Annotated in this window: 1 protein-coding gene; it reads left to right on the forward strand. The window is 46.4% G+C overall.

What is annotated here, in order from left to right:
• On the forward strand, positions 1–946 hold a 946-nt coding region (locus tag F6K53_RS45415), incomplete at its 5' end, for a tetratricopeptide repeat protein (protein ID WP_293087798.1).
• Positions 947–1,018 lie beyond the last annotated feature (72 nt).

Consider the following 1,018-nt stretch of genomic DNA (forward strand, 5'->3'; position numbering starts at 1 on the left):
CCAAGACTATCGCGAATTCTTGATGGAGGTATTGCTAGCGATCGCCCACAGCAATGGCGACCCCAAAGTTGTCTACCCACTCCTGCAAGCCAACCTAGACAAACTCGATGATAACTTTATCCATATCCTTCAAGCCTGGGCTAGTGCTAAATTCTCAGAAGCGGAACCAGAAACAGCAGAAGGCATTGCTAGAAATATTGGCAACTTCAGCAACCTGATCAAGAATTTTACACTGGGCAATAAAGCCAATAACGTGGAAATCGCTATGGCTGGTTACGAACAGCTGCTAACAGTTTTTACCCGTGAGAGTAACCGGGAAATTTGGGCAGTGATTCAAACCAATCTGGGCAATGCCTACTATCAAAGAATCCGCAACCACAGGGCTGAGAATATAGAACTTGCTATTGAAGCATACCAACGAGCCTTGTCAGTTTACACCAAAACAGACTTCCCCATCGAGTGGGCAATAACTCAAAACAATCTGGGCACAGCCTACCGTGATAGAATCCGCCACGACAGGGCTCAGAATCTCGAAAAAGCGATTGAAGCATACGAACTAGCATTGTCAGTTCGCACCAAAAAAGACTTCCCCGAAGATTGGGCAAAGACTCAAAACAATCTGGGCAATGCCTACAGTCAGAAAATCCGTGGTGATAAGCAAGAGAATCTGAACAAAGCAATTGCTGCATACCAACTAGCTTTGTCCGTTCGCACCCCAGAAGCAAATCCGATTAACTGTCTGACAACTTCCCGCAGCTTAGGCAACCTCCACTTCACCCAAGGTAACTGGCAACCCGCCATCGATGCCTACGAACAAGGCAAAACTGCAGTGGAACTCATGCGGAGTTGGGCAATAAATGATCAACGCCGTCAAGAGATTAAGGCAGAGGCAATAGAAGTTTATCAAAAACTGGCGCAAGCCTATATAAATATAGGACCAATATAGAGGGCAAGCCTATAAAGCGATAGGGCGTTGCTGAATTACAGCAGTCGCGGCAGCAGTAGATATGTAGGGTGA

This window comes from Moorena sp. SIO4A1, from assembly GCF_010672065.1.
In the GTDB taxonomy this organism is placed as follows: domain Bacteria; phylum Cyanobacteriota; class Cyanobacteriia; order Cyanobacteriales; family Coleofasciculaceae; genus Moorena.